The sequence below is a fragment of the Pseudomonas sp. GW822-FHT07A10 genome (assembly GCF_058798795.1).
The window spans coordinates 1-25800 of the sequence record NZ_JBXAKV010000010.1; the positions used below are offsets into that span (position 1 = coordinate 1).

At 58.0% G+C, this 25800-nt stretch carries 28 protein-coding genes and 1 pseudogene; 17 read left to right on the forward strand and 12 right to left on the reverse strand.

The features are described 5' to 3' along the window. The first annotated feature begins 165 nt into the window (after positions 1-165). On the forward strand, positions 166-510 hold the full coding sequence (locus tag AC1RL4_RS17515; protein WP_019580886.1) for a YegP family protein: 345 nt from the start codon (positions 166-168) through the stop codon (positions 508-510). 113 nt (positions 511-623) lie between these two features. On the opposite strand, the gene AC1RL4_RS17520 is transcribed toward AC1RL4_RS17515, so the two are convergent. After that, positions 624-1511 carry a dihydrodipicolinate synthase family protein gene (locus tag AC1RL4_RS17520; RefSeq protein WP_019580885.1) on the reverse strand — a complete coding sequence of 296 codons (888 nt, stop codon included), beginning with the start codon at positions 1509-1511 and terminating at the stop codon, positions 624-626. A gap of 29 nt (positions 1512-1540) precedes the next feature. Further along, a complete protein-coding gene (locus tag AC1RL4_RS17525) occupies positions 1541-2323 on the reverse strand; it encodes an aldolase (RefSeq protein WP_019580884.1) in 783 nt (260 codons plus the stop codon). A gap of 109 nt (positions 2324-2432) precedes the next feature. On the opposite strand from AC1RL4_RS17525, the gene AC1RL4_RS17530 reads away from it, so the two are divergent. Beyond that, positions 2433-2975: a helix-turn-helix domain-containing protein gene (locus tag AC1RL4_RS17530; protein ID WP_096479641.1), complete on the forward strand. Its 543-nt coding sequence runs from the start codon at positions 2433-2435 to the stop codon at positions 2973-2975. Positions 2976-3127: 152 nt separating this feature from the next. On the opposite strand, the gene AC1RL4_RS17535 is transcribed toward AC1RL4_RS17530, so the two are convergent. After that, entirely contained in the window at positions 3128-4147 is a 1020-nt protein-coding gene (locus AC1RL4_RS17535) for a DUF4917 family protein (protein WP_019647931.1), read from the reverse strand. A gap of 156 nt (positions 4148-4303) precedes the next feature. Between AC1RL4_RS17535 and yiaY the strand changes: the two genes are divergently transcribed. Further along, the gene (gene yiaY, locus AC1RL4_RS17540) at positions 4304-5452 is read left to right on the forward strand and encodes an L-threonine dehydrogenase (RefSeq protein WP_019580882.1); all 1149 of its coding nucleotides are present in this window, start codon (positions 4304-4306) and stop codon (positions 5450-5452) included. Between the two features lie 99 nt (positions 5453-5551). On the opposite strand, the gene AC1RL4_RS17545 is transcribed toward yiaY, so the two are convergent. Continuing rightward, positions 5552-6787 (reverse strand): aminotransferase class I/II-fold pyridoxal phosphate-dependent enzyme, encoded by a 1236-nt coding sequence (locus AC1RL4_RS17545; protein ID WP_096479643.1) that lies wholly within the window; start codon positions 6785-6787, stop codon positions 5552-5554. Between the two features lie 240 nt (positions 6788-7027). Between AC1RL4_RS17545 and AC1RL4_RS17550 the strand changes: the two genes are divergently transcribed. From AC1RL4_RS17550 to AC1RL4_RS17590, 9 genes and pseudogenes are all read left to right on the forward strand, one after another. Beyond that, positions 7028-7936, forward strand: a complete 909-nt coding sequence (locus tag AC1RL4_RS17550; RefSeq protein WP_018926832.1) for a LysR family transcriptional regulator — start codon at positions 7028-7030, stop codon at positions 7934-7936. A gap of 126 nt (positions 7937-8062) precedes the next feature. Next, positions 8063-9256 carry a CaiB/BaiF CoA transferase family protein gene (locus tag AC1RL4_RS17555; protein WP_493119799.1) on the forward strand — a complete coding sequence of 398 codons (1194 nt, stop codon included), beginning with the start codon at positions 8063-8065 and terminating at the stop codon, positions 9254-9256. Beyond that, the gene (locus AC1RL4_RS17560; RefSeq protein ID WP_230175645.1) at positions 9253-10179 is read left to right on the forward strand and encodes a hydroxymethylglutaryl-CoA lyase; all 927 of its coding nucleotides are present in this window, start codon (positions 9253-9255) and stop codon (positions 10177-10179) included. Before AC1RL4_RS17555 ends, AC1RL4_RS17560 begins: the two co-directional genes overlap by 4 nt. A gap of 177 nt (positions 10180-10356) precedes the next feature. Further along, positions 10357-11688 carry an MFS transporter gene (locus tag AC1RL4_RS17565; RefSeq protein ID WP_230175527.1) on the forward strand — a complete coding sequence of 444 codons (1332 nt, stop codon included), beginning with the start codon at positions 10357-10359 and terminating at the stop codon, positions 11686-11688. Positions 11689-11908: 220 nt separating this feature from the next. Next, the gene (fos, locus tag AC1RL4_RS17570; protein WP_096479647.1) at positions 11909-12325 is read left to right on the forward strand and encodes a fosfomycin resistance glutathione transferase; all 417 of its coding nucleotides are present in this window, start codon (positions 11909-11911) and stop codon (positions 12323-12325) included. 62 nt (positions 12326-12387) lie between these two features. Beyond that, a pseudogene (locus AC1RL4_RS17575) lies at positions 12388-13026 on the forward strand (LysE family translocator). A 103-nt stretch (positions 13027-13129) separates the two neighbouring features. After that, positions 13130-14479 (forward strand): sensor domain-containing protein, encoded by a 1350-nt coding sequence (locus AC1RL4_RS17580; RefSeq protein ID WP_230175529.1) that lies wholly within the window; start codon positions 13130-13132, stop codon positions 14477-14479. A 116-nt stretch (positions 14480-14595) separates the two neighbouring features. Next, the gene (locus AC1RL4_RS17585; protein WP_081499461.1) at positions 14596-14754 is read left to right on the forward strand and encodes a KGG domain-containing protein; all 159 of its coding nucleotides are present in this window, start codon (positions 14596-14598) and stop codon (positions 14752-14754) included. 73 nt (positions 14755-14827) lie between these two features. Next, a complete protein-coding gene (locus tag AC1RL4_RS17590) occupies positions 14828-15331 on the forward strand; it encodes a DUF4142 domain-containing protein (protein ID WP_028939281.1) in 504 nt (167 codons plus the stop codon). Positions 15332-15644: 313 nt separating this feature from the next. Here the strand turns inward: AC1RL4_RS17590 and AC1RL4_RS17595 are convergent, their stop codons facing one another. Both AC1RL4_RS17595 and AC1RL4_RS17600 read right to left on the reverse strand, forming a co-directional pair. Further along, positions 15645-16175: a DUF2867 domain-containing protein gene (locus AC1RL4_RS17595; RefSeq protein WP_493119803.1), complete on the reverse strand. Its 531-nt coding sequence runs from the start codon at positions 16173-16175 to the stop codon at positions 15645-15647. Between the two features lie 23 nt (positions 16176-16198). Further along, entirely contained in the window at positions 16199-16978 is a 780-nt protein-coding gene (locus AC1RL4_RS17600) for a DJ-1/PfpI family protein (protein WP_493119804.1), read from the reverse strand. Between the two features lie 15 nt (positions 16979-16993). On the opposite strand from AC1RL4_RS17600, the gene AC1RL4_RS17605 reads away from it, so the two are divergent. Next, positions 16994-17548, forward strand: a complete 555-nt coding sequence (locus tag AC1RL4_RS17605) for a TetR/AcrR family transcriptional regulator (RefSeq protein WP_081625760.1) — start codon at positions 16994-16996, stop codon at positions 17546-17548. A 202-nt stretch (positions 17549-17750) separates the two neighbouring features. On the opposite strand, the gene bcaP is transcribed toward AC1RL4_RS17605, so the two are convergent. Continuing rightward, positions 17751-19139, reverse strand: a complete 1389-nt coding sequence (gene bcaP, locus AC1RL4_RS17610) for a branched-chain amino acid transporter BcaP (RefSeq protein ID WP_290371313.1) — start codon at positions 19137-19139, stop codon at positions 17751-17753. Positions 19140-19407: 268 nt separating this feature from the next. Here bcaP and AC1RL4_RS17615 point away from each other — a divergent pair, with 268 nt between their 5' ends. After that, entirely contained in the window at positions 19408-19866 is a 459-nt protein-coding gene (locus AC1RL4_RS17615; RefSeq protein WP_028939283.1) for an Lrp/AsnC family transcriptional regulator, read from the forward strand. 84 nt (positions 19867-19950) lie between these two features. Here the strand turns inward: AC1RL4_RS17615 and AC1RL4_RS17620 are convergent, their stop codons facing one another. Together AC1RL4_RS17620 and AC1RL4_RS17625 are read right to left on the reverse strand one after the other, a co-directional pair. Continuing rightward, positions 19951-20490: an AidA/PixA family protein gene (locus AC1RL4_RS17620; RefSeq protein ID WP_230175530.1), complete on the reverse strand. Its 540-nt coding sequence runs from the start codon at positions 20488-20490 to the stop codon at positions 19951-19953. Between the two features lie 124 nt (positions 20491-20614). After that, complete coding sequence (locus tag AC1RL4_RS17625) at positions 20615-21118, reverse strand: inclusion body family protein (protein ID WP_019580873.1); 504 nt, start codon at positions 21116-21118, stop codon at positions 20615-20617. A 442-nt stretch (positions 21119-21560) separates the two neighbouring features. Between AC1RL4_RS17625 and AC1RL4_RS17630 the strand changes: the two genes are divergently transcribed. Next, positions 21561-21890 carry a YXWGXW repeat-containing protein gene (locus AC1RL4_RS17630; protein WP_018926816.1) on the forward strand — a complete coding sequence of 110 codons (330 nt, stop codon included), beginning with the start codon at positions 21561-21563 and terminating at the stop codon, positions 21888-21890. Positions 21891-21961: 71 nt separating this feature from the next. Then, the gene (gene tam, locus AC1RL4_RS17635; protein WP_204124958.1) at positions 21962-22732 is read left to right on the forward strand and encodes a trans-aconitate 2-methyltransferase; all 771 of its coding nucleotides are present in this window, start codon (positions 21962-21964) and stop codon (positions 22730-22732) included. A 50-nt stretch (positions 22733-22782) separates the two neighbouring features. Here the strand turns inward: tam and AC1RL4_RS17640 are convergent, their stop codons facing one another. The 3 genes from AC1RL4_RS17640 to AC1RL4_RS17650 form a co-directional block, all read right to left on the reverse strand. Continuing rightward, positions 22783-23190 (reverse strand): type II toxin-antitoxin system HicB family antitoxin, encoded by a 408-nt coding sequence (locus tag AC1RL4_RS17640; RefSeq protein ID WP_008036180.1) that lies wholly within the window; start codon positions 23188-23190, stop codon positions 22783-22785. A gap of 36 nt (positions 23191-23226) precedes the next feature. Continuing rightward, a complete protein-coding gene (locus AC1RL4_RS17645; RefSeq protein WP_007984690.1) occupies positions 23227-23406 on the reverse strand; it encodes a type II toxin-antitoxin system HicA family toxin in 180 nt (59 codons plus the stop codon). 265 nt (positions 23407-23671) lie between these two features. Further along, complete coding sequence (locus AC1RL4_RS17650; RefSeq protein ID WP_018926814.1) at positions 23672-24007, reverse strand: hypothetical protein; 336 nt, start codon at positions 24005-24007, stop codon at positions 23672-23674. A gap of 308 nt (positions 24008-24315) precedes the next feature. On the opposite strand from AC1RL4_RS17650, the gene AC1RL4_RS17655 reads away from it, so the two are divergent. Then, entirely contained in the window at positions 24316-25788 is a 1473-nt protein-coding gene (locus AC1RL4_RS17655; protein ID WP_230175543.1) for a cytochrome c oxidase subunit II, read from the forward strand. The last annotated feature ends 12 nt before the right edge of the window (positions 25789-25800 follow it).

Consider the following 25800-nt stretch of genomic DNA (forward strand, 5'->3'; position numbering starts at 1 on the left):
CACATCTTTGAGACAACACCGAGGAGCTTAGCTGCTCTCGCCGGGTGTTCGGCCAACATACAAGGAGCGAGGCTTGCTCGCGAAGAGACCGATACAGGCGACAGAAAACCTGGCTTGGTCTTTACTCTGAAGCGCGAAACCTCTCAATCGCCAAGGAGAACAAGCATGTCTGGATGGTACGAAGTGAGCAAAACCAGCAATGGTCAGTTCAAGTTTGTGTTGAAAGCGGCCAACGCCGAAACCATTCTGGTCAGTGAGCTGTACACCACGCGCGGTGCGGTCGATAGCGGAATCGCCTCGGTTCAGGCCAATAGCCCGCTGGACGAACGCTACGAGAAAAAAGCCACCAAGGATGGCCATCCTTACTTCAACCTCAAGGCCGCCAACCATCAAATCATCGGCAGCAGCGAGTCTTACTCATCCGATGCCGCGCGGGAAAAAGGCATCGCCAGCGTCAAGGCCAACGGCCCGACCACGGTGATCAAGGACAAGACCTTGCCGGTGTTCTAAACACACCGCTGATTAATTGTGGGAGCGGGCTTAACATTCAACGAAGAGGTTGAATGTCAGACCGCTTTCGCGAGCAAGCCCGCTCCCACAGTGGTTTTGTGTGTGGCTGAAGATCAGCGCAACGCGTTCAACAGACCCTGCAACTGACTGCGGCCAGTCTCGCCGAGTGCAAACACCGGCAACCGCGGGTCGCCCGCTTCCAGCCCGACCAGGCGCAAACCAGCCTTGATGGTCGCCGGCAGACCGCCCTTGAGGATGAAGTCCAACAACGGCAACTGGCGATAGAACAGTTCGCGAGCCTTGCTCAGATCATTGGCCAATACCGCTTCGTACAAGTCGAGATTGAGCTGCGGAATCAGGTTCGGCGCCGCTGTGCACCAGCCTTTGGCGCCGGCCGCGAACGCTTCCAGTGCCAAGGGATTGCAGCCGTTATAGAACGGCACCCGGCCTTCGCCCAGCAGTTGCAGTTTGTGCATGCGCTGAATATCGCCGGTGCTTTCCTTGACCATGGTGACGTTTTCGACCGCGTTGAAAATCCGCAGGATCAACTCCACTGACATGTCGGTGCCGCTGGTGGCCGGGTTGTTGTAGAGCATGATCGGCACGCCGATGCTCTCGCCGATGGCGCGGTAGTGGGCGAGGATTTCCGCCTCGCTGAGTTTCCAGTACGACGCCGGCAGCACCATCACCACATCGGCGCCGTGGGCCTCGGCGAAACGCGCGCGGCGCACGGCTTTGGCGGTGGTCAGGTCGGACACGCTGACAATGGTCGGCACGCGTTTGGCGACGTGGCGGAGGCTGAATTCGCTGACTTGATCCCATTCCGCGTCGCTCAGGTAAGCACCTTCGCCGGTGCTGCCCAGTGGGGCGATAGCGTGGACACCGCTGTCGATCAGGCGGTCGATGGAACGCCCGAGCGCGTCGAGATCAACGCCTTCGCCCTGGGCGGTGAACGGGGTGATGGTGTAGCCGATGATGCCGTGAATGTTTACGGTCGACATGGCGTCTCTCCTGTCAGGAATGTGTGGGGTCAGTTCAGGCAATCGGCGTGTTGGCGCAGGTTCTGCCGTGCGTAGTAGTTGAACGCGGCGGCATGGCGCTTGGGCTTGGATATCCAGTCGTGGGCTTCACGGCCCAGCTCGGGAAGAATCGGTTTGATTGCACCGGCGGCCATGGCCAGCAACTGCAACTTCGCTGCGCGTTCGATCAGTTGCGCAATGACACAGGCCTCTTCGATGGTCGCGCCGGTGGACAACTGGCCATGATGGGAAAGCAGGATCGCCCGCTTGTCGCCCAAGGCCCCGGCAATCAGTTCGCCTTCTTCATTGCCCACGGGCACCCCCGGCCAGCCCTCGAGAAACGCGCAGTCGTCGTAGAGCGGGCAGAGGTCCATGTGGGAAATCTGCAGCGGTACTTCCAGCATCGACAGTGCCGCGACGTGAGTCGGGTGCGTGTGAATGATGCAGTTCACGTCCGGCCGGGCGCGGTACACCCAGCTGTGGAAGCGGTTGGCCGGGTTGGGCATGCCGTGGCCTTCAAGCACTTCCAGGTCTTCGTTGACCAGCAACAGATTGCCTGCGGTGATCTCGTCGAAACCCAGGCCCAATTGCTGGGTGTAATAGGTGCCTGGTTGTGGTCCGCGGGCGGTGATTTGCCCGGCCAGGCCAGAGTCGTGGCCGTTTTCGAACAGAATGCGGCAGGTCAGAGCCAGCTTTTGCCGGTCGGTCCACGTATTATCCGCCAGGGTGTTTTGCATCTGTGTCAGCGCTTGCTTGACCAGTTGCTCTTTGGGTAGTGCTAATGTCTTGGCCATATCGGTGTCCTTTGGGTGGGGCATGCAAATGACACTAAAAATGCTATATGACACTTTGTGTCATTGGCAAGGACAAATCGTTGCCTCCTTGATGGATTAACCGTTCCACATGTCTATCCGTTTGAAATTACTGAGAAAAAAACTTGGCGTGACGCTGGAGGCCCTGGCCGAAAAATCCGGCATGACCAAGAGCTATCTGTCGAAAGTCGAGCGCGGGTTGAATACCCCCTCGATTGCCGCTGCGCTGAAACTGGCCAAGGCGCTGAATGTGAAGGTCGAGGAGTTGTTTTCCGAAGACAGCGTCAGCCTCGACAGCTACAGCCTGGTGCGCTGTGACGAACGCCAATCCCTGGCCGCCAACGACCAGAGCCCGGGTTATGCGGTACTGGCCCATCAGGTCAGTGAGCGCAGCCTGTTGCCGTTCATCATTTATCCGCCGACCGAGTTCACCGACAAAACCTTCAAGGAACACCTGGGGGAAGAGTTTCTGTTCGTCCACGAAGGGCAGGTGGAAGTGGACTTCATGAACGAGCGAGTGCTGCTCAATCGTGGGGATGCGCTGCACTTCAATGCGCAGAAACCGCATCGCCTCAGGTCAGTGGGCGAGGTGCAGGCGCAGTTGTTGGTGGTGGTGCATAGCAGCGAGGAATGAGGTTATCGGGCTTTTGTGGCGAGGGGGCTTGTCGGAACGCCGCACCGCCCCGTTCGGCTGCGCAGCAGTCGTAAAACCAGAGAACTCGGTGTGACTGAAGATACTAGGGGGCTGCTTCGCAACCCAACGGGGGCAAGCCCCCTCGCCACAGGTCAGACCTCGACCGGCACGGTCAGCTTAGGGTTACCGAGCGCATGCGTCTTCGAATCAAAAAAACGCAACGCCACACCCGTCCCCTCGAACACCTTCGCGTAATGCCGCTTCTGATGCTGGATGAACGCCTTGCTGCGCGGGTAAATCGAGATCGCTACCACCTTCGGCTTCGCCTGTCGCAGTGCATGAACAATGTGACTGTCCTGCTCGCCAAGGGCATGCCCGAAGATGCACAACCCGTCACCGTGGCCGAGTAACTGGTCGTAGCAGAACGACAGGTAATCCGAACTGCGAATGGTCTTGAGTTTGTCTTGCGCCGGGCCTTCGTTGACGAACAGCGGCACGTCGTCGAGGGTCTTGATCGTATTGTTGATCGCGAAATTACCGAGCAACGTTCCCTCGGTCGACATCAACTTGCGCGCGGTGCCGTCCTGATTGCGCACCAGATGCAGGCCGCCGTGCAGGTACAGCAAACGTGGTTTGTCGGTGGCGCTGGCGCTCAGATCGAAGCCGGGTTCGGCACCCTGGAACAGGTCGGTCACGACGTCCGGCCGATGCTGGATCGCCCAATAGCTGAGCAAGTCGTAGTTGGTGGTGAACACCGTTCGATAGCTGCCCAGTTCCTGATTGATCGTCGCCAGCGTCGAAGGCTTCACCAGCCGCCACGGGATATGCACCGCGTGCACGGTGTTGATCAGCGCTTCCTTGATCGCGTAGTAGCGATTGCGCGGTGCCGCAGAGCTGACGGCCAGGGCCTTGTTGACCCGGCTGGTGGTCTTCAGCGCCCCAAGCACTTGTTCAAAACTGCGCGTCTGCATCGCGTCGAACACGCTCAGCTCGGACTGGCTCAGCGGTTTTTCTTCGACGGTGCGGGCATTTTCGAACAGCGAGTCGTAGCCGAAGTCGTCCCACACGGCGCGGCTGGCGCCGTTACCCACCAGCAGGCCGCCGAATGAGGCGGTGGTGCGCAAGGCGTTCCAGTCTTCAAGTTGGGCATCGACATCCTGGAAATCGGTCATTGCGTTTGTCGTCTCGAAGCAAAAGGTCTGATGGACGGCGACTTTATCACGCCCGGGCGTTGAGCCAGATCAACATACCTCGTGACTGATCGGTCGACCCTGTGCGCACCCGCCGAATCGGTATTGCCGATTCGGTTTCAGCCAGGAGACTCGCGCATGAGCAGTACGTTTTTCATCCCCGCCGTGAACATCATGGGCACCGGTTGCCTCGACGAAGCCATGGACGCCATTGGCAAGTATGGTTTTCGCAAGGCGCTGATTGTCACTGACGCCGGGCTGGCCAAGGCTGGCGTGGCATCGAGGATTGCCGAGAAACTGGCGTTGCAGGACATCGACTCGGTGATCTTTGACGGCGCCAAGCCGAATCCGAGCATCGCCAACGTCGAGCACGGCCTGGGCCTGCTCAAGGAAAGTCGCTGTGATTTCGTGGTGTCTCTGGGCGGCGGTTCGCCTCACGACTGCGCCAAGGGCATCGCCTTGTGCGCCACAAACGGTGGGACGATCCGTGACTACGAAGGTGTCGATCGGTCGGCCAAACCCCAGCTACCGTTGATCGCGATCAACACCACCGCCGGCACTGCCAGCGAGATGACCCGTTTTTGCATCATCACGGATGAATCGCGCCACGTAAAAATGGCCATCGTCGACCGCAACGTTACCCCGCTGCTGTCAGTCAACGATCCGGAGCTGATGGTCGCCATGCCCAAGGGCCTGACCGCCGCCACCGGCATGGACGCATTGACCCATGCCGTCGAAGCCTACGTCTCCACGGCAGCCAACCCGATCACCGATGCCTGTGCGCTGAAAGCCATCACATTGATCAGCGACAACCTGCGCCAGGCCGTGCAGGACGGCAGTGACATGATCGCGCGGGAAAACATGGCCTACGCGCAATTTATGGCGGGCATGGCGTTCAACAATGCGTCCCTTGGCTATGTTCACGCGATGGCCCATCAGTTAGGCGGGTTCTACGACTTGCCCCATGGTGTGTGTAACGCGGTGCTGCTACCTCACGTGCAGAGCTTCAACGCGCTGGTGTGCGCCCCTCGCCTGACCGACGTTGCCCACGCGATGGGGGCTGACATTCGCGGGCTCAGTCCGGAAGAGGGCGCGCAGGCGGCGATCGCGGCGATCCGCAGCCTGGCCAGGGATGTGGACATTCCTGCCGGTTTGCGTGAGCTCGGTGCCAGGCTCAATGACATTCCGGTTCTGGCCAGCAATGCGCTGAAAGACGCCTGCGGACTGACCAACCCTCGGGCGGCGGATCAGCGGCAGATCGAGGAGATTTTCCGCAGCGCGTTCTAAGCGGTTCGACGGCCGGGCGCGAGCACTACGCAAAGCAACGCGCCCAAGGCCAGCAAGGTGCATAACGGCGATAACGGCTGGTTTGATCTTCCCTGGATTTCAGCTGTCGATGTCCCGGCCGTGAGCACGTAAAAGCTCGGTGATGAGGCCACAGAAATGGCGGATCAGCGTCGTCCCCATGTCGGCGCGCAGGGTGATTCTGATGGCTGCCTTGCCTTGTGCAACCACCGGGAAAAAGACTGCCGAGGTGAAGAATCCGTGATTGGCCAGTTCAATGGCGATGTTGTTTGCCAGCGATGCCTCACCGCAATTGACCAGTCGAATCGCCATGTTGCTGTTGTGTTGTGCGGTTCGTATGAGGCTGTCAAAGAGGCGGATATTAACCTGAAGCTTTTTCTGCAGCTCGGCGAATTCCAGGGTGTGGTGTAGCTGGATGGATGCCCGGCCCGCGCCAATGGCTGCACTGTTCAGGCTTTGCGACCAGTTGCTGGGGCCGCCGTAACGCGCAATGAGCTTCTTCTGCCGCTCACTGCCCAGCATCACCAGGCCGCCGCTGGCGCCGAACGACTTGGCCAGCGAGGCGACGATGAGGCAGTCATCATCCAGCGTATGCAGCCTGGGACGCACAAGACCGGCGCCGAATATTCCTACAGAGGAAAGCGCGTGGGAATCGTCCAGATAGAGAAACAGCCCATAGCGGTCCTTCAGATACAAAAGGCTGTCCATGTCCGCAACCCCGCCCATGCTGTAGGCGCCGTCGGCGACATACGCGACCCTGGTGTGTTGTTGACACAGCGTCTCGAGGAAGTCCATGTCGTTATGCGGGCACGTCACGACCTTCGTTTCATCGGCACAGGCGGCTTTGAGGTGACTCATCGAGTAATGCGCCAACCGGTCGAAAGCCATCACCGGAGGGCGATTTTCCGTGAATACGCCGCTGGCCAGCAGCGGCAGGATCCCGGCACTTGCCGCGCTGCACGACAGGGCGCTCAGGCAACTGGCGCCGAACAACTCGGACAGTTCGGATTCGTATTGGTCCAGAATCGCCAGTTTGCAGCGGTTCCTGGAATTGGCGATGCGAAGTGTGCCGGTTTCCCACAGCGTGGTCATGGCGCCGTCGAGAATATCGGGATGGTGATCCAGACCCAGGTATGACGTCGTACAGAAATCATGAAACGCTCTCCCGTACTGATCGAGCATGCGGTTGGCACTTTTTATCTCAACGTTGAGCCCCGCGATTTTTCCGGTTTCGGCGGCCTCCCAATCATGATCAGCCAATGAGACGAGTTTGCGGTAGTTGGTGAAGGTGTGCGCCGTGTACGGTATCTGGCTCATGTGCGAGTGACATTCCTTGAGTGAATCTATCCGTGGGTTTGTTGCAGTTTGTGTGTGTTGCCAGACTTTACAGAGAGTCCCGATGGGCTTTGAATCGGCAGTTTCCGGTAGTACTGAGAGTTGTAAGAGAATTAGTTGTAGGGCGATGCCCTGGGGGGCTGTGGGTAATTGGATGGCGGGCACGAATCGAATCCGGGCTATCCTGCCGACTCAGTCGAACCGAAATCATCGAGCCCTGCCATGCTGCAAAAAAGCCTGATCCGCCGCCTCGACCTGATCACTCTCCAGCTGTTTGTGGCCGTCCACGAAGAGGGCACCTTGACCCGTGCCGCCGCCCGCGAAGCGATCGCGGTGTCGGCGGCCAGCAAGCGGTTGATGGAGCTGGAGGAGGCGCTGGGCATCAGCCTGTTCGTGCGCCAGGCCAAGGGCATGACGCTGACACCGGCCGGTGAAACCCTGCTGCACCATGCCCGGCAGATGCTGTTCAACGTCGAGAAAATGGGCCTCGAACTGGGCGAACACAGCCACGGTGTACGCGGTTATGTGCGGATGCTCGCCAACCTGTCGGCGATCATTCAATTCCTGCCCGAAGACCTGCGGGACTTTTCCGCGCGCCATCCGCAGGTCAAGACCGACCTCGAAGAGCGCCCCAGCAGCGGGGTGATTCAAGGCGTGCTCGATGGCGTGGCGGACCTCGGGATCTGCTCCAGCGACAGCGACGTCAAGGGGCTGCACAGCGTTGTTTATCGCCAGGACAAACTGGTCGTGCTGATGCCGGCCGATCATCCGCTGGCGAGTCGTTCGGCCTTGGCTTTTGCCGACACGCTGGACAGCGATTACGTCGGTCTGCATTCGGCCAGTTCCATCAACATGCGCACCCATGCGGCCGCGCGCAAGGCCGGCAAGGTGTTGAGGTTGCGGATTCATGTGCCGGGGTTCGACGCCATGTGCCGGATGGTCCAGGCCAACATGGGCATCGGCATCCTGCCGCTAAAGGCCTACGAACTGTTTGGCCGGGCGCTGGGGTTGCACGCGGTGCCGCTGACGGATGACTGGTCGGATCGTGCGTTGATTCTGGTGGTGCGCGATGAAGTGGCGCTGTCGCCGGTGAGCCGGATGTTGTTTGAGCATTTGCGCGGCCAGACCTGACAGTTCTCGATTGCATGGACGGGCATTCGCGTTTCGCGAACGGTCGTTGCCAACAGAAGGTTGGATTCCATGCCACTCGGTCCTCTAGCCTTGGCGCATATTCCAAGAACAAGAGGTACCCCCGCGATGACTGCCCCCTTGAGTGCAATCAAAGTGATCGAGATCGGCACGCTGATCGCCGCGCCGTTTGCCGCGCGCATGCTGGCCGAGTTCGGCGCCGAAGTGATCAAGATCGAAGCCATGGGCCAGGGCGATCCCCTGCGTAAATGGCGCAAGCTGCACGAAGGCACTTCGTTGTGGTGGTACCTGCAATCGCGAAACAAGAAGTCCCTGGCGCTGAATCTGAAATCCCCTGAAGGCATCGAACTGGTCAAGCAACTGGCGAGCGACGCCGATGTGCTGATCGAAAACCTGCGCCCCGGCGCCCTGGAGAAACTCGGCCTGGGCTGGGACGTGCTGCACGCCCTCAATCCCAACCTGACGCTGGTGCGCATTTCCGGTTACGGCCAGACCGGCCCGTACCGTGATCGTCCGGGTTTCGGGGCGATCGGCGAGGCCATGGGCGGGATTCGCTACACCACCGGTACTCCCGGTTCGCCGCCGGCCCGAGTGGGGGTCAGCCTCGGTGATTCCCTGGCTTCGCTGCACGCGGTCATCGGTGCCTTGATGTCGCTGCTGCGGGTCAAGACCGGGCAGGGCGGCGGGCAAGTGGTCGATGTGTCGTTGGCCGAAAGCGTGTTCAACGTCATGGAAAGCCTGGTGCCGGAATACGACATGCTCGGTCATGTGCGTGAGCGCAGCGGCGGGGCGTTACCGGGTATTGCGCCGTCCAACACCTACCTGACTGCCGACGGCGCCTATGTGGTGATCGCCGGCAACAGCGACCCGATCTACAAGCGCCTGATGGCGGTGATTGGCGGGGCCGACCTGGCTGAAGCGCCGGAGTTCGCGCATAACGATGGCCGCGCCGCCAAAAGTAACGTGCTCGACGCAGCCATTACTCACTGGACCAGCAGCCTGCCGATCGATGAGGTGTTGGCGGCTCTGGAAGCTGCCGAAGTCCCGGCCGGGCGCATCTATTCGGTGGCCGACATCGTTGCCGATCCTCACTATCAGGCGCGGGGCATGCTGCTCAACGCCGAACTGCCCGGCGGTGCCACGGTGAAGATGCCGGGCATCGTACCGAAAATGTCCGAGACCCCCGGTGGCGTGAACTGGTCGGGGCCGAGTCTGGGTCAGCACACCAACGGCATTCTCGCGGGGCTGGGCCTGACTGATCAGGACATCGAACGACTGAGAGCTGAAGGAGTGGTGCAATGATCACTGATTATTCCCAGGCGCTGATTGTTCAGGAAGTCTCCCCGCGTGACGGCTTGCAGATCGAGCCGACCTGGGTCGAAACCGCCGACAAGATTGCGTTGATCGATCAGTTGTCGCTGGCGGGTTTCAGCCGCATCGAAGCCGGTTCGTTCGTGTCGCCCAAGGCGATTCCGGCGTTGCGCGATGGCGAGCAAGTGTTCAAGGGCATCGCCCGACAGCCGGGTGTGATCTATGTCGCGTTGATCCCTAACCTCAAAGGCGCACAACGGGCACTGGACTCGGGGGCTGACGAGCTGAACCTGGTGATGTCCGCCAGCCAGACCCATAACCTGGCAAACATGCGGATGCGTTGCGAGGCGTCATTGGCCGCGTTTGGCGAGATCGTCGAGTTCGTTCGCGGCACGCCGGTGCGGCTCAACGGCAGCATCGCCACGACCTTCGGATGCCCGTTTGAAGGCACGATCGATGAGGATCGCGTGCTGCAGATTGTCGAGGCTTATCAGGAGCTCGGCATTACGGGCATTACTCTGGCCGACACCACCGGCATGGCCAATCCACGCCAGGTCGACCGTGTGGTGCGACGGGTGTTGCAACGGGTTTCACCGGCTGATCTGACCCTGCATTTCCACAACACGCGCGGCCTCGGCCTGTGCAACGTGCTGGCAGCTTACGAGGCCGGAGCCCGGCGCTTTGACGCAGCCCTCGGTGGTCTTGGCGGTTGCCCGTTTGCACCGGGTGCCTCGGGCAATATCTGCACCGAAGATTTGGTCAACCTGTGCGATGAAGTCGGCATTCACACCGGCATCGACTTGCCGTTGTTGCTGCGATTGTCGCGAGGCTTACCCGCGTTGCTGGGCCATGAAGTGCCCGGGCAGCTCGCCAAGGCCGGACGTAACTGCGACCTGCACCCGACACCCTCCTGAACTCACCGAACAAACACTGTAGGAGCGAGGCTTGCCCGCGAAAGCGGTCTGACATTCAGCATCGATGGAGGCCGACACACCGCCTTCGCGGGCAAGCCTCGCTCCTACAAAAGCCACAACGAACCAGACAACAAAAACAATCGGACGCCCACGGGACGTCTGCCTGGAGAAACCACGATGAGCCTCAATGTTCTGGAGGCGGGCATGAGCCCGTCCGTTAGTCACGACGCCGAAAAAGCCCTGGTCCGCAAAGTCGCCTGGCGACTGATGCCGCTGATCATGGTCTGCTACCTGTTCGCATTTTTCGACCGCATCAACATCAGCTTCGCCAAGTTCCAGTTGCAGGCCGACCTGAGCCTGAGCGATACCGCTTACGGCCTCGGTGCCGGGCTGTTTGTAGTCGGTTATGTGATCTTTGAAGTGCCGAGCAACATGATGCTTTACAAGGTGGGGGCCCGGCGCTGGATCGCCCGGATCATGATGTCGTGGGGGCTCGCGACGGCGGCCATGGTCTTCGTCAACAGCGAATGGCAGTTCTACGTCCTGCGTTTCGTGATCGGCGCGATGGAGGCGGGTTTTGCTCCGGGCGTGCTGTATTACCTGACGCTGTGGTTCCCACAGCACTATCGCGGGCGCATCACCTCGATGCTGTTTCTCGCGTCGGCGTTTGCCGGGCTGGTTGGCGCACCGTTCTCCGGGTTGGTGCTGCAACACCTTGATGGCTTCCTCGATATGCGCGGCTGGCATTGGCTGTTTCTGCTCGGTGGCGTGCCTTGCATCGGCCTCGGTTTGTTGGTGCTGACCGTGCTCAAGGACCGCATCGAAGATGCCCATTGGTTGAGCCCGTCGGAGAAGACACTGCTCGCCAGCCGTATCGCGCACCACGAACCCCACAAGAGCGGCGGCTCCTTGCTGGCCGCACTGCGGATTCCGGGTTTCCTGATGCTGGGGCTGATCTACTTTCTGATTCAGGTGGCGTCCTACGGCTTGAATTTCTGGGCGCCGCAACTGATCCGCAGTGCCGGCACCGAGAGCCCGGTGATGATCGGCTTGCTGACCGCCATTCCCTACATCTGCGGCGCCATCAGCATGGTGGTGATCGGGCGGTTATCCGATGCCACCGGCGAGCGGCGCAAGTTTGTCGCAGGTCTGGTGGCGGCAGGCGCGGTGGGTTTCTTCTGCGCAGGAATTTTCGCCAACCACACGACTTTCCTGATTGTTGCCCTGGGCTTGCTCGGTGCCGGGATCATCGCGTCCATCCCGAGCTTCTGGACCCTGCCACCGAAACTGCTGGCCGGTGCCGGGGCAGGCGCCGCTGGCGGGATCGCGGTGATCAATACCCTTGGCCAGTTCGGTGGGATCGTCAGCCCGGTCATGGTCGGGCGGATCAAAGACCTGACCGGCAGCACCACCCCGGCGCTGTACGTCATCGGCGTCGCCGCGCTGATCGCCGCTGCGTTGTTGCTGTGGGGGTTGCCGCAGAAGCTGCGCACGCTCGACAAGTTCTGAAGTTCGCGGCGTCAGAAATACCGCTTTCGCGAGCAAGCCCGCTCCCACATTGACCGCGTCGGGCACAGGATTCGTGCCCGCCGCCACTCCCTGTGGGAGCGGGCTTGCTCGCGAAGACTGACTCTCAGCCAACAAAGCCCCCGTCGGCTGTACGCTCAAGGATGTTTAAGCTTTACTCTCCGCTCGCGGCCACCCAGAGAGACTCAAGGTTACCCAACCCATGCTAACCGGCCTCAACCACCTGACCCTCGCCGTCACTGACCTGAACCGCAGCGTGGCGTTCTATCGCGATCTGCTGCAACTTCAGCTTGAAGCCACTTGGGACACCGGCGGCTATCTCTCGCTACCCGGTCTGTGGCTGTGCCTTTCTCTCGATCCACGGCGCGAGTCCGTGCCGGCCGCCGACTACACCCATTACGCCTTCAGCCTCGAAGCTGTGGACTTCCTGCCGTTCGTCGAGCGCCTGCGATCCGCCAGTGTGCGGGAATGGCGGGATAACCGCAGCGAAGGTGCGTCGTTCTATTTTCTCGACCCGGACGGGCACAAGCTCGAGGCGCATGTCGGGTCTCTGGCGTCGCGGCTGGCGGCTTGTCGGCAGCGACCCTATGCGGGGATGAAGTTCTTCGACGATCAGTGAGTCGATATTCGGCGTCCTGAGATAGAATTGCGCCCCTTCACCCGGCGTCCTCAGGAATTTCCATGACACCATCGCTGCTAATGGCCGTTCTCGCCTCGGGTTTCATTTATGGCATTACGCCGGGGCCCGGTGTGCTGGCGGTGTTCGGCATCGGCGCGGCACGCGGACGGCGGGCCGGGGCGGGGTTTCTGTGCGGGCATTTGCTGGGCGACGTGGTCTGGTGCAGCACTGCACTGATCGCGATTGTCGGTGCGCGGGAAATCGGCAGCATTGCCTTCGATGTGCTGGGTGTGCTCAGCGGGCTTTACTTGTTCTGGCTGGGCCTGCGCGCGGTTCGCGCTCGTCGCGCCAGTGCCGAGGCGCCTTAGGGCCCGGCGCGGCAGCCATTCTGGCACGGCATCCTGTTCGGCCTGACCAACCCCAAGGCATACCCGGTGGCGGTGGCGACGTTTACAGCACTGTTGTCCAGCCGTGCAGAGTTGCTGCATTGGTCAATGTTGCCCTGGTTGATCATCTTGAGCTTCATTGGTGGCCTTTTGGCCTACGCTATTCTCATTGGCATCGTCGGTGCGCGTCAGGTGCGCACGTTGTATCAGCGTCATGAACTGGCGATCACCCGCTTGTGCGGGGTCATGTTCATCGGTTTCGCCATCAATGCCCTGGTGCATGCGCTTCCGGGGTTGGTGACGAACAAGGCTTGAGGCTGAACGCAGGGAAGCGTCGGCTGCACAGTCATCGCTCGGGCGTATGACCGGTCAGGGAGGGTTCTTCAATGTTGCATTGTCCGGACATGCTCTCTGCATCATGGAAACCAGAAATTCCGCGCCAATGGCGAGTTACATCGATCTCTTGCTGGACGCCGTCTGTGCGGTGGACAAACAAGGTCGCTTCGTATTTGTCAGCGCGGCCTGCGAGCGCATTTTCGGTTACACCCCCGACGAGCTGATCGGCCAGTCGATGATCGACCTGGTTCACCCTGCCGACCGACAGCGTACCCTCGACGCCGCGCGCGAGATCATGGGGGGCGAACCCAAGCTCAACTTTGAAAATCGTTACCTGCGCAAGGACGGCCGGGTGGTGCACATTCTCTGGTCGGCACGTTGGTCGGAGGTCGATCAGTTGCGTATCGCCGTGGCGCGCGACATCACCGAGCGCAAACAGGCCGAGTCCCGACAAGCGGCGCTGTATGCGATCTCCGAAGCGGCCCACGCGGCGGAAGATTTGCTGGCGCTGTTCAAACGCATCCATTCGATCATCGGCGAATGGCTGCCGGCGTTGAATTTCTCCGTAGCACTGTATGACGAGCACTGCGCGCAGCTGAATTTCCCCTATCACGTTGACGACCATGAGCTGCAACCCGAGGATCCCGGGACTGTTACCGGGCGTTTGTGCGCAGAAGTGATTCGCAGTGGCTTGCCGATCCTGCTGACCCCGGATCAGGACAATCTGCCGGAGGGGTTTGCAGCGTTGGTCGAGGGCCAGGATTCACCCTGCTGGCTGGGCGTGCCGTTGAGTTCGCAAAACGGCACCATCGGCGCGCTGATCGTCAAAAGCGTGCCGGGCGGCGAGCGCTACACCGAACAAGACAAGGAGTTGCTGCAGTATGTTTGCGCCCAGGTCGCGACCGCGATCGAACGCAAGCAATTGCACGCCCGGCTCCAGCGCATGGCCCAGTACGATCAGCTGACTCAGCTGCCCAATCGCGAATTGTTGCGTGAACGCCTCAAAGCTTCGCTGGCGCTGGCCCGGGCAGACTCCGGTCGAATGGCGTTGCTCTATGTCGACCTCGACCGCTTCAAGCAAGTCAATGACACCTTCGGTCATGCGGTCGGCGACATGCTGCTGCAAGCGGTCTCCAATCGGCTCAAGGGCTGCGTGCGCGAAACCGATACGGTGGCGCGCATTGGTGGTGATGAATTTGTCGTGTTGTTGCACAACATCCACGCAGCCGAAGATGCCGAGAATGTGGCGGGGAAAATCCGCCAAGTGCTGGTTCAGCCCCTGCGTCTGGACGGGCACAACCTGACGATCCAGCCGAGCATCGGCGTCGCGCGATACCCCGAACATGGCACCGAAGAAAAGCAGCTGTTCAGGCATGCCGATGAGGCAATGTACGCTGCCAAGCGCCAGCACCATTCACGTCTCGGTGTCTGAAAATCCGTCACCGTTCGTCGCGGCGCTGCCAGGTTTTCTAAACCTTTTTGGGCGTGGAAATTCATATCCTATGCGGGCGATAGCTCGCCGTGATCATCACCAAGAGGATGAGAACCATGCCTACTTCAAAAAATCCGAACCCGGGAGGCTTCGCCAACGATCGAACCAAGGCGTCTGAAGCGGGTCGCAAAGGTGGGAAAACCACCACGACGACCGTTGATAAAGACCCTTCGAAAGGAAGCATGGGCCGCAAAGGCGGTCAGAAGTCTCGGTAATAGGTGAAGGTGGTTTTGTTTAATAGACGGGGGCGCAAGCTCCCGTTTGAATTTCAAGAAGGAGGGCGCGACCATGAGCTGGATGGCCACCCGTTTACGCAATGCCGGTTTTGCCACGTTACTGGGCCTGTGCGCCACCAATGCCTTTGCCCAGTCTCCCGCCGAATTCGTCAATGAGGCGTCGGCCCAAGGCATGGCCGACATCGAAGCCAGCCGCCTGGCGCACCAGAAAACCGCATCCAAAGAGGTCAAGGATTACACCATCGTGGTGATCAACGATCGCACCACCGCCAACCAGCATCTGGCGAAAATTGCCAAGCAACTCGATTTACCGGTCGCACCACGCGAAGAGGTGGTCGACAAGGCCAAAGCCTTGATACCGGAGATTAAGGACGATACCTCTTTCGATCAGGCGTACGTCGACAGTCAGGTAAAGACCACCCAGGAAGCCATCGAGCAACTTCAACAACAAGCGCAGACAACGGACGTGCCGCAAATCAAAGCGTTCGCCGAAGAAACCCTGCCCAAGCTGCAAAACCATCTGCAAATGGCCAGGGCACTGCAAGCCAGTCGTTAGCTGCATGCCCCGCGATTGACGTTGGTCACTCGCGGGGGCATGGCTCAGCATTGATTCAAATCTCCGATTGGATCGGTTGATGAGATTTACGATTATTCGGACCACTTGAAGAAGACTGTTGGCTATTACGACTAGCACTGTTGGATACGTACCATAAAAAGAACCGGCCTTTGAGGCCGGTTTTTTGTGGCGCGCCGTAGAGATATTGAATGCATCTTAGAGGCCTGACGTTTGACATGAGAGACTTGGCCAGGCTTGCCAGAACAGCCTTCGATGGAAGGGTTAGACCTCAGGGGGCAGACAGCGCTCAGCCTTAGGGACAGGTAGCCAGAGGCCAACCGATGCGCGCAGCACGGAGGAGGCGGGCCTTAACAACCAAGCGGTGAAATGGGGCAATAACGAAGATGTAGGCCCGGCCTAGACGGTTGTGGCACTGGACCACGGTTGAAAAAACGAGTTGGCGACTGCCTTCTGGCTCTGCCTCTTCAGAACATAGGATCGATATCCGGAAGTCGAGGTGTTTGTCGTCCTCTCCCAACACGATTTCAGTCTGGTTCGTGCTGTAGACCTTGAAGATTCCAATCCGATTAGCAAGTGATGCTAAATGTTTGGCTGTCTTGAGACCAAAACAGGCAGCGATAGTGTCTCGGACTTTCATGAGCCATCCGATCCAGGATGGCTGGTGGGAAAGGATGAATCGAGCTAGCAAATCTGGATTGCTGGATGTGCCCGCAGGGAGCCGAATCGCAAAAGCGTCCGCCAGGTTCATTGACTTGTAAAGGTGGGTGATGCCGGACCTCGAGGGGACTGGCACGGACATAATGAGCTCAAATTCTCGGGGCATCGGGGATCTCTCCTGAGTTCTAACTACCAATTAGACGACATGCCATGTCGCGTTTCTTGTTGCGATGGTTTGTCGTGTAACGCTCCTTGTCGCCCTGTAAGTGCTTGTCGGATACTGAACCCGATCAAGGCATCATAGAGCTCTTGCTGCCCGGCTGGCAGAACAGGGAGCAACGTCGCACGGCGCTTGTCGACATCGAACCAGGATTCAACCAACCATCCCACCAGATAGAGCGCCGAAAGGCATCCGCCAGCGGTTGCAACGTTCCCCTGGCATACAAGAGGCTGGTCCAGGGGCTCAAGTCCCAGAGCTTGCAAGCTCGATCGTGCATCCGGATGTGTAGTTGCTTGGCCGCTGAGTAGCCCAAGCCGTTCGAGAATGAAAGCTCCGGCGCATATGGAGCCGATTCGCTGGCGTCTGGAGTCAAGTTCAAACGACGGCAGGAAATCTGGGGCGGCAAGTGCAGCGGGTATCCCTTCCTTGCCGCTGACGAACAATACCGCGTCGGCGCTATTGGCCTCGGAAAGCGGACCGTGCACCGAAACAGGCAGGCCGTGCGCCGATCGCACGATAGAGCTGGAACCCAATATTCGGACGTGCCAGTCCTCGGTGTTGCGGCCTAAGATGTCCCACATCAGGAATAGGTCGATATCAGTGAATTGGTCGAAAGCAACCAGAACGATTTTCCTCAAGGCGAGCTCCATGAAAAGTGCTGGCGTGCAAAACGCAACGGCCATCTTTGCTGGTGTTCGCAGCGTATCAATCGGTTGCGCACCATACACAGTCTGTATGGCGCTAAACATGGAGCGAAATAACGGGTGAGAAAACTAACTCGTAACCATTGGATCGCGGCTGGTTTTGAGGCTCTCGACCAAATCGGGCACATTGGCGTTTCGGCCGAGAGTCTATCGCGCCGATTGAATGTGACCCGCGGATCGTTTTATCACCATTTCCGCAATCGCGAAGACTTTGTCCGCACCTTGCTGGCCGCTTGGGAAGAAGACTACACGGAGCGCATGCTCGCTTATGCGGCGCAGGGTCGTAGCGCGGGCGAAACCTTGAAACGCTACTTGAGTATTGCCGCTGAGAAACAACCTGGGCGGGAAATTTCCATCCGAGCCTGGTCGCTGCATGATCCGTTGGTAGGCGAGTTTCAGCAGCGTGTTGATACAAGACGACTGGACTTCGCGATACGCACGTGCCGCCGCTTGGTCCATATGCCAGGCCAAGCAGAAGTGATTGGTCAGGTGGCCCATCTGTGCCTGATTGGTGGTCAACAGGCAGGGCTGCGGCGTGATGCTGCTCGCTTCAACGGTTTCCTGCATCGAGCCTTTTCACTTTTCGAAGGGGCTCTTCCACCGTGGCGGGCCTAAGTCATGAGTTAAATGGGGTAACTGAATAAATAGAGTTCGCGTGCCACTGCAAATGCGCGCCACTGGTCTCCTAGGGCTAAAAACAGGACAAATGAGGTGAGGATTGACAGGCGAATGTAATCAGGTGCGCAACTGGAATGCAGTTTCGCACCTGAAAACTATTGGAGGTTGATTGATACTCCAGACCTGACGAAATGCTGGATTAATGCAATAACGAGCGGCGCCTCGCATAGGCAAAGTAGATCACCAGGCCAATTGCCAACCACGCCCCAAATGCCAGCCAGGTCGTCTGCTTGAGGAAGGTCATCAAGGTTACGCAGAACGCGATGGCGAGCAATGGAACAATGGGCACGCCCGGGCATCTGAATGCGCGAGGAAGATCAGGTCGGGTCTTGCGCAATACGATCACTGCCACCGAGATCAGACTGAATGCGGCCAACGTACCGATGTTGATCAACTCGGCGAGGACGTTCAGCGGAATCAGTGCCGAGATCAGCCCGAAGACTATTCCGACCATCCAGGTGGCGAAAAATGGGGTGCCGAATCGTGTATGAACCCTGGAAAGGCGCTGGGGAAGCAGTCCGTCGCGCGACATCGCGTAGATGATCCTGGTTTGACCGTAAGCCATCACCAGAATGACAGTCGTCATGCCAACGATTGCGCCTAAATCAACGAACCCGGCAACCCAGCTTTCACCGGCATGTTGCAACGCCAATGAGACCGGATGATCAACGCCAAGGAATTGGGCATAGGGCACGATGCCGGTCATGATCATTGAAACAGCAACGTATAACACTGCACAAACGGCCAAGGAACCGATAATACCGATGGGGAGGTCGCGCGCCGGTTTTTTCACTTCTTCGGCGGCAGAGGAAACCGCATCGAAACCAATGAAAGCAAAAAAAACCAAGGCCGAAGCACTCAAAATGCCATGGCCACCGAAGGGCGCGAAAGGTTGCCAGTTAGCCGGCTGAACATGTCTCACACCAACGGCGATGAAGAGCAGCACCACGGCGATTTTGATGATCACCATCACGTTGTTTACGCGCGCGGATTCCTTGATGCCTATAGAAAGCATCCAGGTAATCGCCAGCATAATCACCAGCGCGGGTAGGTTGAACCAGGTTTCCACGCCAGGCAAAGAGCCTGGAGCCGCCGTAAGCACAACCGGAAGATTCAGCCCGAATCCGCTCAGCAGGGACTGGAAGTAACCCGACCACCCAACAGACACAGCCGAGCTGGCCAGTCCGTATTCGAGCATCAGATCCCAGCCGATCATCCAGGCCACCAACTCTCCCAGCGTCGCGTAGCTGTAGGTATAAATCGAGCCTGCTACCGGTACAGATGAGGCGAACTCGGCATAACAGAGCGCTGCAAATGCACAGGCCAACGCTGCTAACAGGAATGAAACCGTGAGGGCTGGTCCCGCAGTCAATGCGCCGGTTCCGGTCAATACAAAGATGCCCGTCCCCACGATTGCACCGATACCAATCAAGACCAAATCCATCGGCCCCAGCACTTTTTTCAACCCTGCAGGAGCCCGGGCGGCAGCAATCATTGTGTCCAGGTCTTTTGTTCTGAAAATGCTCAATATTGCCTCCGTTGTTACTTATTTTTATTGTCAGAGCCAGTGGCTTTGGTGTCGGAAATGACAAGAAATTGTATTTCAGTGCCTCGAAAATTAGTTTTCGAAACGGGTCTGTATTTAGTTATTTTTCAGTCGTTAATTATCCAAAATGTGTTCTTTATGTAATTTTCTTTCTAGTATTTGTAGTTTCTAGAAATGGATGCTTGATCAAGGACCTGCGGGATGGGGCCAATCGCCCTACCGCGTACTCATTGTTAAACGGAGAGAACACATGGCGGAAATGGATAAGGTTGATCGTTCAATTCTGGACATTCTGCAAATGAATGGTCGCCTGACGAACGCCGAGATCGCCGCTCGTGTTTGCCTGTCAGCGCCAGCCTGCTGGAAGCGCCTGAAGCGCCTGGAAGAGGAGGTGATTGTCGGGTATCACGCGCACTTGAACCCGAAGACCATAGGGCTGGGACTTTTCGCTTTCATCAGCGTCACCCTCGATAGTCACTCCGAGCACGCCATGGAGCATTTCGAAGCGGGCGTCCTGGCGCTGCCCAACATTATTGCCTGTCACAAAGTGTCGGGGAAATACGACTACCTCCTGCAGGTAGTCGTCAAAGACATGGAGGCATTCCATGAACTCGCCATGCATCGCGTACGTACGCTCGGCAATATCAAGGAAATGTATACCGGTTTTTCGCTCAAGGAGATCAAGCACTGCAATACCTTGCCACTGTAAGTGCCTGGACTTGCTCGTTTCCGTACGTACGGTGGTGTGAGAGGACGACGGCTGTGAAGCCGCCTCCTACTCGATAATCTTTATTCACGCCGACAGCGTCACCTCAGTCTTCCAGCTGAAATACCCGAGCGCTTCGCAGCGCTGGTTGATCAGCATGAAGCTCAGTTCGCAGGTTGCCACGCCCGTGCTCAGTTGCGAGCACTCCCAATAATGATCATCGGCCTTGTGGCTGCCCGGCTGGTTCGGGTTGGCGGGGTCGGGCGCGGGGACGGTCTGGTCGCCATGGACGATCAGCTTGGGCGGAGAAAGGATCCCGGTATCGTCCACCGTGATGTTGTGGAATACCACGCTGTGTTCGGCCAGCAAACTGACGGTCCTGCCGCGAATATGAAAGACTTTTCCGTTGTTGGTGGTCAGTGTGATTTTGCTGTCGTTTTTAACATTTTCTTCTGCTGATGTAGTGCTGATGCCGAAGATGAAACCATCTTCAATCACGGTCGGCTTTTGCGGGTCAAGGCTGGGTTGCGGATAGCGCGAAAGCAGCGATTCGGCATCGACGATCAGCAGCACGCTATTGGCGGTCACGGTACTCGCCGAAGGGGGGGTAATCGGTTCGGAAGTCATCATGGATTCCTTTCATGATGTTGACGCAAAACGGTAGCCGCTTCGGTTTCAAGCAAGACATCCTGTTCCAGCCGAGGCGGCAACGAACTGGGGTGACCCCTTGTTGCCAAGGGGTCCGCCATCGTCAATTACGGATGGTAATGAACGGATCCCACGAGCAGCAGCCGACAATCTGGCAGTTGCGATCCACGATCAGGAAGTTGAAGTGATAGGTCACGCTGCCGCACGCAAGGGTCTCTGAAGACCAGTAATAGTTATCGACTTTCTGGCAACTGGGCACCGACGGGTTGCTGGTATTCGGAACGGCGACGCAGGCGGTAGCCTTGCGTGGCGTGGGCGTGGAGATCAACTCGTTGCCGGCGTTACCGATGAACTTGTAGAAAACCACTGCAGTTTCGAAGCTCTGCGACAGGCTGGTTTCACGCCAGCGAATCAAGTCGCCTACCTGGGCTTTCAAGTTGAGCTCGCCACCGGCCTGGCCACTCACCACGTTGTTCTGATTGGTCACCATGTACACATGATTGACGTCGATCATCGTCGGCGCAGCAGGGTTTTTGCTGATGTTCGGGTAGTTTTTCAGAATGGTTTCAGTGTCGATGGAAACAAGTACATCCGTGACTCGAGACATAGTGAAGCTCCTTTTAACAATAGTGATTGTCTGGCTACTTACCAGGCACGACAACGCTTGTTTGCCTTGTGGCCGTTGCGAACACACTACTGGGGAACCCACTCGATCTCGGGGGACGAGCTGGCCTTGCTCCTTGCCTTGAAATGACGGGTTGGGTTCCTTCCAACAGGCCGCGATAGGACTATAGATGCCATTTTTATACTGTCAAAACTGCTTTGCTGGTCGGTCGACGAACGGTCATTTCGGTTATGGCTTCCAACGATTTGGCGATAAAAAAGGCTTATCCAGATCCCCTGTGTTTTCCGTCATCAAGTGATCCGGGTTCAGGCAATAGACAGATAAGACCTGTTAAAAAAGCAGTGAACCAGGCAGGAGCATGGTGGAAAAGGGGGCGTTTTTTTGCTGGTTCACTCAACTTGGCTTTCAAGCCAGAGGAGGCGGCATGTTGTTACGTTACATGGTGTTGCTGGCAGTGGTGGTTACCGCAGCGGGTTGTGTGCAGGAACGGGTCGTTCATGACCGGCGTCCGGTGGAGCGTGAATATGTTGAGGTCATCGCACCGCAGCCGCCGCCGGAACGCGTTGTCGAGGTAGAGCCCGCGGGGCGACCGGGTTACCTCTGGTCCAGGGGGTACTGGCGTTGGGAAGGCGGGCGTTATGTCGCGGTTCATGGTCATTGGGTCCCGGAGCGACCGGGGTATCGTTATGTGCATCCGCACTGGGAGCAACGTAACGATGGCTGGCATTGGCGGGTGGGGGCGTGGGTTAACTGACGCGGACGATGTATCGTAGCCAACCGGTTGTCTGCCCCTGGCGACAACAATGCACCCGACAGGAGAGCGATATGAGTTGGTCCGCCAAACAATACGTAGCTTTCGAAGATGAGCGCACGCGCCCGGCGCGTGACTTGCTGGCCGCCATCCCTGCGGTGGACGTCCGTTCGGCCATCGACATCGGTTGCGGCCCCGGCAATTCGACCGAGTTGCTGGTGCAGCGTTTTCCCGATGCCGCGGTGCGTGGGTTGGACAGTTCGACCGATATGATCGAGGCCGCCCGCAAGCGCCTGCCTCAGGTACATTTTGACACCGCTGACATTGATACCTGGAACGAGACCGGCCCGTTCGATGTGATTTTCGCCAATGCGGTGCTGCAGTGGGTGCCGGATCACGCCAGGCTGCTGCCATCGCTGGTAAACAGGCTCACGCCCGGCGGCAGCCTGGGCATCCAGATGCCCGATAACCTCAACGAACCGTCGCACCGGTTGATGCGCGAGGTCGCAGCGAACGGCCCGTGGGCTGACAAGCTGGCAAGGGCTGCTGGCCAGCGAACGGGAATGGAGGATGCAAGCGGCTACTACTCAATGCTGCGTGGCCACTGCACTCGCGTCGATGTATGGCGCACCACTTACTATCATCCGCTCGCGGACGGCGCATCGGGTGTGGTCGAGTGGTTCAAAGGCTCCGGTTTGCGGCCTTTTCTCGAACCATTGGATGACGTGGAACGGGTGCACTATCTCAAGCAGTATCAAGCGGCAATCGAGCAGGTCTATCCGGCGCTGAGCGATGGTTCGGTGCTGCTGCCGTTTCCGCGGTTGTTCATGGTGGCAACGCGCTGACGAATCAAAGGGGACACATTGTCCCCTTGATTGATCCGATTTTCAGGCTATCAACTTTGCTGCAAGACCTTGAGCGCCGCCGAGGCTAGAAACCCGGAGCGACTTTTCTCTTCCGGATGGTGCAATACGTACTCATCGATGCGGTTGAGCAGATAGCCGGGCAGGGTGATGTTGAGTTTCTGCGCCTTGCCCAGGTATTTGGTGACATCGATATCCACCACGGCCCACGTACACCCTGCGTACTGTGGATTAGCCGCATGCAGGGTCACTTTGTTGGCGGGCGGAATCGGTGATCCGTCTTCGGCCAGAATCTCGAAATGACCTTCGATGGCTTCGCGAGCCATGGCCATGGCGTCATCCAGATCTTCCCCGGCGGAGAAGCAACCTGGAATATCCGGAACTTCTACGCCCCAGGCGTGTTCGTCATCACCCATGGAAATCGCGATGGGGTAAAGCATGTTCGTTATCCTCCGAGGGCGCAGTCCATCGGTTCGTCAGAGCAGCGCCTGTTGCAAAATACTAATGGCCGTTTTCTTGAGCAGGTCCTTTTTCGGGTGAGGAACCGTCACCAGTCCAGGCTTGGTCGGATGCTTGAAGTGGTGATGACTCCCCCTGATTCGTACCAGATACCAGCCGTCCGCAACGATTTGGCTTATCAAAAACCGGCTATTCACATCACCTCCCTGTGGTGTGCTTGTGGTTACTATACCTACTGAAAATCACTAATCAACACTATAACCACCAACCCACCCTGGATACGGATGGTTGACCGGCATGAAACGAGTCTAGGAGGGCATGTCGCGATGGTTTGGGTAGAACCCGTTTTCTGTATTGCAGGGTTTTGCCGCAGCGCTGAGGCGCAAGGAATGCTCAAATTTCAGGCATAAAAACCGGCCGCTGCGGACCGGTTTTTGGGTTCCCGCGCATCATGCGGCGTTTCTAAAGCAACTGATCAATCAAAACCGCATTGGTGTAGATCAAGCTTCCATCACTCGCTCGATGCCCGACCAAATGGAACTGACCGCGCTCGTAATGCAGATAGACGCGCATCTGGCAGTCGGACAAGGGGCCATATCCCTCTGGCAAGACCAAATCCATTGTGCTCATGTCGACATCGACCATGGCTTCGGGCTCATGGGTCTCTTGTAGACGTTCTTCAGCTTGCTCCAGACGCAGATGAAGGGGGTCATCGACGTCAAAATGGATCTCACCGATCGGGATGGACTTCTGGTCGGGGCTGGGCTTGCACCAGCCTTCGATCGTCAGGGCACTCATGACGAAATCTCCGTCGTGGACTGCTGGATTCTGTGGCTGTTGTTCTCAATGTCATCACTTATCTGACTGTTACGCATAGGCAGGGTTCGCCTTTTGGGCCGCTTCTGGCCGATTCCTGCCGTTCGTAATCTGACATTGAGTATAGCTGGCAACCGGGCCTCGCTTGCCCGCCTCACGGTACAGCCCGATGGCTCTATACTTCTTACTGACTTTGTCATCGGGATGGGTGGCAGTTGTCGGCCCTGCTTGGACGTCAGTGGCGATGCTTTGGCATAACCAATGAGCAACAGGAACAGGATGAAGAGAACATGGCAATAGCAATTATCTTGATACTAATCGTTATTGCATCAGTACTCTTCCATATACTCGCGCCTTGGCATGCAACACCGGCAGCTTCCAACTGGGGATCCATAGACACCACCCTGTTTGTCACCCTGATCATTAGCGGAATATTCTTCATCGCCATTACGGTTTTTATGGCGGTGGCGGTGATGCGTTATCGTCACAAGGAGGGATCCAGGGCGCACTACCAACCAGAAAGTAAAAAACTGGAACTATGGTTAATTATCGTTACTTCGGTAGGTATTGTCGCCATGCTGGCGCCAGGCCTGGTTGTTTACGATGATTTTATCCGGGTACCGAAAAATGCCTATGAACTTGAAGTGATCGCCCAGCAGTGGCAGTGGGCCTTTCGCTTCCCCGGCCAAGACGGGAAGTTGGGTAAGTCAGATATCAAATTTGTTGATTCCACCAACCCCCTCGGCCTTGATCCCAATGATCCTGCCGGGCAGGACGATGTACTGATAAAAAGCAATGAAGTTCGTCTTCCGCTCGATAAGCCGGTGAAAGTTTTACTGCGATCCAAAGATGTATTGCACGATTTCTATGTTCCGCAAATCCGCAGCAAGATGGACATGGTGCCGGGGATGGTGTCGTACTTTTGGTTTACACCGACCAAAACCGGGAAGTATGAAATTCTTTGCGCCGAATACTGTGGTGTCGGTCATTACAACATGCGCGGCCATATGATCGTGGAAGAACAGGACGTCTTCGATCAATGGTTGGCCAGCCAGCCGACGTTTGCGCAGACATTAGCGACAGCTGCCAGGCCCAGTCAGGACAGCGTGCTGGAAAAAGGCCGCCAGTTGGTCGAAAAATACGGTTGCGGGGCCTGCCATAGCCAGGATGGCAGTGCCAGTCTCGGCCCGGGATGGAAGGGCTTGTATGGCCGCACTGAACAGCTTGCCGATGGCAGCAGTGTGCAGGTCGATGAGGCTTACCTGAAAGAGTCGATCCTCGATCCGAAGGCCCGTCTGGTACAAGGCTACCCGCCGGTCATGGTGACCTATACTCTCAATGACGATGAATTGGGTGCACTCATCGCCCTGATCAAATCACTGGGTGCTGCGCGACAAGGCGAGGAATCTGCTGCCGGCCAAGCGCCGGGCCCAGGTGAAGACCTGGCGGCGCAAGGACAGCAGTTGGCCGAATCGCTCGGCTGCCTGGCCTGCCACAGTGTCGATGGCAGCAAGGGCATCGGTCCCAGCTGGCAGGGTCTGTACGGCAAGACCGAAACCCTTGCCGACGGTACGAGCATCAAGGTCGATGAGGGCTATATAAAAGACTCGGTTCTTAATCCCGCTGCCAAAATCGTCAAGGGTTATGCACCCGTCATGCCGGTCTTTGCTCCCAGCGATAAGGAGTTGAATGCACTGATCGCTTTTATCAAATCCAAAGCGAATGCCGACGCTGATACGAGCAAGGCGCAGCCAGGGAAATAGCCGTAAGCAGCC